The organism is Algoriphagus alkaliphilus (assembly GCF_900103735.1).
GTDB lineage: Bacteria > Bacteroidota > Bacteroidia > Cytophagales > Cyclobacteriaceae > Algoriphagus > Algoriphagus alkaliphilus.
The window spans coordinates 1-6,985 of sequence record NZ_FMXE01000060.1 but is presented as its reverse complement, the minus strand read 5'-3'; the positions used below and the strand labels follow the sequence as shown (position 1 = coordinate 6,985).

At 52.0% G+C, this 6,985-nt stretch carries 5 protein-coding genes; 4 read left to right on the top strand and 1 reads right to left on the bottom strand.

The window, feature by feature from the left end:
• The 3 genes from BLQ81_RS21580 to BLQ81_RS21570 all read left to right on the top strand — a co-directional run.
• A partial coding sequence (locus BLQ81_RS21580) for a DUF7507 domain-containing protein (protein ID WP_092735150.1) occupies window positions 1-3,085 on the top strand: 3,085 nt, incomplete at its 5' end.
• Window positions 3,086-3,190: 105 nt separating this feature from the next.
• On the top strand, window positions 3,191-4,165 hold the full coding sequence (locus BLQ81_RS21575; protein ID WP_092735153.1) for a PorP/SprF family type IX secretion system membrane protein: 975 nt from the start codon (window positions 3,191-3,193) through the stop codon (window positions 4,163-4,165).
• Window positions 4,166-4,167: 2 nt separating this feature from the next.
• A complete protein-coding gene (locus tag BLQ81_RS21570) occupies window positions 4,168-6,561 on the top strand; it encodes an OmpA family protein (protein ID WP_245693339.1) in 2,394 nt (797 codons plus the stop codon).
• 21 nt (window positions 6,562-6,582) lie between these two features.
• On the opposite strand, the gene BLQ81_RS22550 is transcribed toward BLQ81_RS21570, so the two are convergent.
• Window positions 6,583-6,735 (bottom strand): hypothetical protein, encoded by a 153-nt coding sequence (locus tag BLQ81_RS22550; protein ID WP_217636703.1) that lies wholly within the window; start codon window positions 6,733-6,735, stop codon window positions 6,583-6,585.
• A gap of 1 nt (window position 6,736) precedes the next feature.
• Between BLQ81_RS22550 and BLQ81_RS21565 the strand changes: the two genes are divergently transcribed.
• On the top strand, window positions 6,737-6,985 hold a 249-nt coding region (locus BLQ81_RS21565), incomplete at its 3' end, for a reverse transcriptase domain-containing protein (protein ID WP_245693338.1).

Genomic DNA, 6,985 nt, shown 5'->3' with positions numbered 1-6,985 from the left:
TGCTACAGTACCACAAGGCTTCAGCATTGTATGGTACACCACAGCAGATGGAGATGTGACTACAGAAAGTCCAAGCCTGAGCACAGTAGGAACAATCACCTACTACGCTGCTTCGGTAAATAATGAGACAGAGTGCGAGAGTTTGACAAGAACTCCTGTAACGCTGACAATTCTTGCAGCACCTGCCGCACCGACCAGTCCGGTTAATGTGACGATCTGCGAGGGGGATGCAGAGTCTATCACTGCAAGTGCTACAGTACCACAAGGCTTCAGCATTGTATGGTACACCACAGCAGACGGTGATGTGACCATAGCGAACCCAAGCCTGAGTAGTGTAGGAAGTGTGACTTACTACGCAGCATCAGTGAATAATGAGACTGATTGCGAAAGTCTGACAAGAACTCCGGTTACGTTGACTATCAATGCAGCTCCTGTAGCTCCAACTAGTGGTGGCAACCAAGTTGTATGTGAAACAATTGAGGCTCAAAACCTAGTAGCCTCGGCTACAGCACCAGCTGGATTCAATGTAGTTTGGTATAATTCCCCAGTTGGCGGAAGTGTGGTTGCAAATCCTTCATTAAGTGCAGTTGGAAGTGTTACTTACTATGCCGAGGCTGTAAATATTCAGACAGGATGTTCAAGTTTGACAAGAACCCCTGTTTTATTGTCCATCGTTCAGGGTCCAACCTCGCCAGTTAGCGGAGGAGATCAGGTGGTTTGCGCTTCATTCCCTGTTCAGACATTGACAGCCACTGCTTCAGCTCCTGGAACTCTAGTTTGGTACAATGCAGCTGTAGGTGGAGATGTGGTTGTAAATCCAATTTTGAATACTATTGGATCAATTACTTACTATGCCCAGACTGTGGATGGCAATTGTGCTAGTTTGATTAGAACTCCAGTTACCCTTACAATCTTACCTGCTCCAGTTGCTCCGGTTAGCGGAGGCGATCAGGTTGCTTGCGCAAGTTCAGATGTTCAAAGCTTGACTGCGACAGCAAGTGTTCCTGGAGGATTCAACATTGTTTGGTACAGTGCCTCAGTTGGAGGTTCAGTAGTACAAAATCCTACGCTAAGTTCGGTAGGCTCAGTAACCTACTATGCTGAAGCAGTGAACAGTGAAACGGGCTGCGTGAGCAACAGCAGAACCCCTGTAACGCTGACGATATTTAACTGTGATATTTCAATTACCAAGACTTCGGATGTGAGTACTGTTAACGCTGCGGGAGATGTAATCACCTACACGTTGAGGGTGACCAACAGCGGTAATGTGACGTTGGGTAATGTGACGTTAGTAGATCCATTGACTGGATTGAACCAGACGGTTGGGACATTGATACCGGGAGGCAGTCAGTCCTTGACGACCAGTTACACGGTAACTCAGGGGGACATGGATCGCGGATCGATAGTGAACGTGGCGGTGGTTACGGCTCAGGGACCGGATGAGACGGGAGTAAGTTCGGAGGACGAAGCGTTGGTAAGGGCTGTTCAGAGTGCGGGCATCACGGTAGACATTACGGACAATGATGCGGTAATCACGAAGGCGGGTCAGGAGATAGTGTACACGATCACGGTGACCAACACGGGTAACGTGACTTTGGAGAACGTAACGATTGTGGACAGTAAGACCGGCTTGGTGATCAATATTGGGACGTTGAAGCCAGGAGAGAGCAAGTCGGTGGATACGTCTCCGTATGTGGTGACCCAGGAGGATGTTGACAAGGGCAGTGTGACCAACGAGACGACGGCCACAGGAGAGAGTCCGAGTCAGGGGGATGACAATCCGACAGCCAGTGATGAGGTGACCACGCCGATCACGCAGCTTCCGGGGATTTTGATCGAGAAGAAAGTGGACAAGACTGAGATCCGCGAAGCGGGTGAAGTGGTGGTCTATACGCTGACGGTTAGCAATACGGGTAACGTTGTGCTGAGTGATGTGACGGTAACAGATCCGTTGACAGGCTTTGCCAAGAATATCGGAAGCCTTGCGCCGGGTGCATCGGCGACGCTGGAGACGAGCTATACGGTGACGGTGGAAGATCTGGAAAAGGGAACACTGGTGAACGTGGCTACGGTTAAGGCGAAGACACCATCAGAGGAAGAGATTGAAGACCGGGATGAAGTGACTGTGGGCGTGGGAGCCAATGAGATTATTGCCAACGATGACGACTTTGGATCTTACTTTATCAGCTACGGTGGCCGGATCGGCAATATTCTGGACAACGACCGGTTGAAGGGACAGCGTCCTGATCCTGCGGATGTGGACTTTGAATTCACGGAGCTGGACGGCATTATCGGTTTGCTGATCAATGACAACGGAGAGCTGAGCCTGATTCCGAAGGTGAATGAGATCAGGGACTATACGTTAAAATATATACTCCGGGAAGTGGTGAATCCGTCGAACAGCGACGATGCACGGGTCTTCTTCAGGATACTGAACGATCAGGCGGATCTGAAGGTGACCAAGAGGGCACTGCAGGACAGAGTCTTTGAGGGCGACTTGTTCGACTACGAGTTGGTGGTGAGCAATGTGGGCCAGACCGATGCGACCAACGTGGTGCTGACAGACAACCTTCCTGCGGGAGTGACTTACCAGAGCTTCACGGTGACAGCCAATACGAGCGGATCGACGGTGACAGCGACGGTAAGCGGGAACAATGTAAGTTTCGCCATACCGTTTCTGGGCGCGGGCAAGTCGGTGACGGTCCGAATCCGTGTGAAGGCCGGAGCAGCGGGCAGAGTGGTGAACACCGCGGTGGTGAGTTCGTCAGAAGACGAGTTGACCCCTGATGATAACCGGGCGAGTGCCGAGACGCAGATCGAGCCGTTCAGGATACCGAATGTGATTACTCCAAACGGAGACGGCAAGAATGACAGGTTTGAGATTCAGGGTCTGAGCAAGTATGCGAGCAACAGAATTGTAATCTTCAACAGGTACGGAGACCACGTCCTTGAACGTGACAACTACGGCAACGACTGGGATGCTCCCGGTCAGGTAGCGGGTACGTATTACTATGTGTTGGTTGTGACCGATGCGCAGGGTACTACATCGGAGTTCAAGGGATGGATTCAGGTAATCAAAGAATAATCATAAAGCGCTATGAAATCGAGCATGACCAAAATGTTGGATCCAGAGGTGATCAACAACCCTGCGAGATTCCATGTGGCCGTTGGACAAGCAAAACACAAGCACATGAAAACGACTTTTAAAATCATAGGAATGACCTTTCTGGTGGCGCTGCTCGCCACCGGAGGGACTTTTGGGCAGCAGCTCCCGCAGTTCAGTCAGTATATCTTCAACGGGTTGCACGTCAATCCGGGATATGCGGGCTACAAGGGAGAGCCCTACATCCAGTCTACGTACCGGAGTCAGTGGTTGGATTTTCCCGGAGCGCCCAAGACGTTCACGGTGACTGCGGATCTGAGTGCCAACGAGGGGACGATGGGCTTCGGGTTTTCGCTGTTGTCAGACCAGCAGGGACCGGCTAGTACGACCAGCGGTTTGGTGACGTATGCGTATCGCATCCAGACGGGGAGCAAGAGTTTTCTGGGGATGGGAGCGAGTGTCGGGGTATCGGAATACGTGATGGACGGGGACCGTCTGGATCCGAATGATCCGAACGATCAGTTGATTCCCGGGGGCAGGGTGAACATGTTCACGCCGAACCTGAACACGGGTCTGTTTTTCAACACGGACAAGTTCTATGCGGGCTTCAGTGTGTACAACATGATCGGCAGGAAGGCGCTGGAGAAAGAAGACATGGCACTGGCTTACCATGACTTCCACTACTACCTGACAGCGGGGGCGATGCTGACCCTGTCGGACAATGTGGGCTTTAAGCCGAGTTTTTTGATCAAGCAGGTACAGGGAGCTCGGACCAACTACGACATCAACGGGATGTTTCTGTTTTTCGAGCGGCTGTGGGTTGGGGCATCTTACCGTTCGAATGTGAATGTGTGGGCCGACCAGCTGGATTCAAACCTGTCCAAGCGGAATGCGGTGGCGGGGATCATCGAGATTTTTGCCACAGACAGACTGCGTTTGGGCTATGCGTATGATCAGAGTCTGAACGTGCTTCAGGATTACAGACACAACTCGCACGAGTTTTCGGTAGGCTTCTACATGATACCTCGAACTGCAACTATGAAAAACCAAAGATGGTTCTGATTATGAAAAAGACATTGACGATACTTGGAATTACGGCGGTCCTGTTTTTGGGAGCGGTTTACGGGTCAGAAGCACAGCAGTCGAAGGTTCGCTATGCGGACGATCAGATGGGTCTGATGAACTACCAGCATGCGCTGGACATGTATAAGGAGGCGTATGCAAAGAAGCCCAACTATGAGACGGCCCGAAAGACGGCTTTGGCTCAGGAGAAGGTACGTGATTACGGACAGAGTTATGCGTGGTGGAAGACTGCGGTGGGCTATGAAGAAGCCACGGAAGAGGCCTACACCGCCTTGCTTCGGATGGGGATTTTGACGGACAACTTTGAGGAGGCCAAGTCGATCATCGAAGCGAAGGGTTTGAGTGCCGACAGTCTGGGCGTGTCCCCGGCGAGTATTCCTGTGAGTGCAAGGAAGCTGAAAGTGGAGCCGATGGAAGGGGTAAACTCTTCGGAGGCGGATTTTTCCTACGTGGAAGATGCGAAGGGAATGAAGTATTTTGTATCCGACAGGGGGGGGAGTTTTCCGACCCGTATGCCGGGCATCCGGATAGACGGGCGAAACAAGCTGTTCAGTGAGGAGAAGAGCGATGCCTCTGACAGGAATTATTTTTCGGTGTATCAGCAGGATAAGGACGGGAAGGTGAGTAAGGTGGTATCGAATGTGCCCAATACGATGCATTTTTCGGATCCGAGCTATGGGGCAAGCCAAAACCTGCTGTTTTATTCGGTGACCCGTTCGATCGGCAAGGTGAAGAAGCGGCGGAACATTGTTGTACAGCCGGAGATATATTACAGCAAAGTGGGTCCTGACGGAAGTCTGGAAGGCTTCACGGCGTTTCCCTACAACGATTCGATCGGGTATGCAATGATGCATCCGTTTGTGGACGAGGGAGCAAAGCGCTTGTACTTCAGTTCGGATATGCCTGGCGGCATGGGGGGGTATGACCTGTATTATTCGGAATATGATGAAAACATGGTCTTCGGCACCCCGGTGAATCTGGGTCCGGAGGTGAATACGGGAGGCAATGAGACGCATCCGTTCCGCAAGGACAACCGGTTTTACTTTTCATCCACAGGCCACAAAGGGCTGGGAGGGATGGACATTTTTGAGGCGAATTATACGCCCACAGCGATCAGCGGAGTCCGAAACATGGGCACGCCGGTAAACTCGCTGGGAGATGATTTTGCCTACAGAGAAGGAAAAGACAGGACGGTTTACCTTTCCTCCAACCGGAAAGGCGGGCAGGGACTGGATGATATTTACATGGCCAAGGAGATGTACAAGCAGTTTTTGGCCAGAGTATTGGACTGCAACGGGGCGATCATCACCGAGAGCTACCTGGCGACCTTCCGGGATAAGACCCAAGGGATAATTGTTCCGACTGCCAGAAATGGCAAAGGCGAGTTGACGGCCCAGGTGGAGCCGGAGAGTGACTTTGGCATTACGATTTCCAAGCCGGGCTACTTCCCGCTGACCGATGAGAGCATTACGACCAAGGGTTTTGCGGGAGACACGCTGAAAAGAGAATACAGACTGGTGCCGATCCCGTATCAGCTTCCGGTGCACGTGGACATTGTGTACTACGACCTGGACAAGTTTGCGATCCGCAGAGACGCGATGCCGGCATTGGACAAACTTGCCGAGCTGATGAAGAAGTACAGCTTCCTGGACCTGTTGGTGGCTTCGCATACCGACTCCAGAGCGAGTGACGAATACAACATCACGCTGTCCAACAACCGGGCAAAGGCGGTGACCGAATACCTGGGAGGCAAAGGAATTAACTCGGACCGGGTGAGACTGGAGTGGTTTGGGGAAAGCCAGCTGACCAACGACTGCGGGAACGGCAAGCCGTGTAAGGAGGAGAACCATCAGCTGAACCGAAGATCGGAGTTGGTGCTGGAGGCGTTCCCGGATCCGACCAAGCAATATGACATTCCCCAGGAGCTGAAGGACATGGACTTCTGCGAGCCGGAAGACATTTTTGAAAAGATTCAGGAGGAGATCAACGACATTCCGACGATCTACTTTGACTTTGACAAGGCGATGCTCAGATCGGTGCACAAGACAGAGCTGGAGCGCACGGCGATCATGCTGAAGCGGATGCCCAACCTGATGCTGTACATCGAGGGGCACACCGATCAGCGCGGCGACGGACCATACAATCAGAAGCTGTCCGAGCGCAGAGCACAGGCAGTGAAGGACTACCTGAAAAACAAAGGGGTGGAAGACAACAGACTGGAGTCACAGTGGTTTGGCAAGACCAAGCCGATTCATGACTGCGATCAGGTGACCTGCACCCCGGCGATGCACCAGCTGAACCGCCGCACAGAACTCAGAGTGGGCAAGTCATCCTACGGCTACACCGGCAGACAGAAGAAAGTAGACACGATGTAGAAACTGGATTGACAGCCAACATTACACCACAAAAGCCTCCGGTTCTCCGGAGGCTTTTGTGGTTGTGTGCCCGGCATGGGCGATAGCTCTAGGGTGAAAGTCCCGAACACGCTTGGCAGTAGGGAGTGTTAGCTTAAGACAAGGGGGTCCACTGAGTCCCTTGCTGAGTAACATTATGCTCAATGAACTGGACAAGGAGTTGGAGCGCAGAGGTCACAAGTTTGTACGATACGCAGATGATATGGTCATACTGTGCAAAAGCAAACGGAGTGCAGAGCGGATAATGGAATCGATTATCCGATTCATAGAGGGGAAACTGTTCCTAAAAGTGAACAGGGATAAAAGCCAAACAGCCCCGATATCCAAGATAAAATTCTTGGGTTACTCCTTTTACAAAACCAAAGGGGAAGGGCGACTGCGGGTA

Bases quoted from the DNA above. Each gene is read 5' to 3' on its own strand.
- BLQ81_RS22550 (WP_217636703.1), bottom strand. From the start codon at position 6,735: ATGTTACTCAGCAAGGGACTCAGTGGACCCCCTTGTCTTAAGCTAACA.
- BLQ81_RS21570 (WP_245693339.1), top strand. From the start codon at position 4,168: ATGAAAAAGACATTGACGATACTTGGAATTACGGCGGTCCTGTTTTTG.
- BLQ81_RS21575 (WP_092735153.1), top strand. From the start codon at position 3,191: ATGAAAACGACTTTTAAAATCATAGGAATGACCTTTCTGGTGGCGCTG.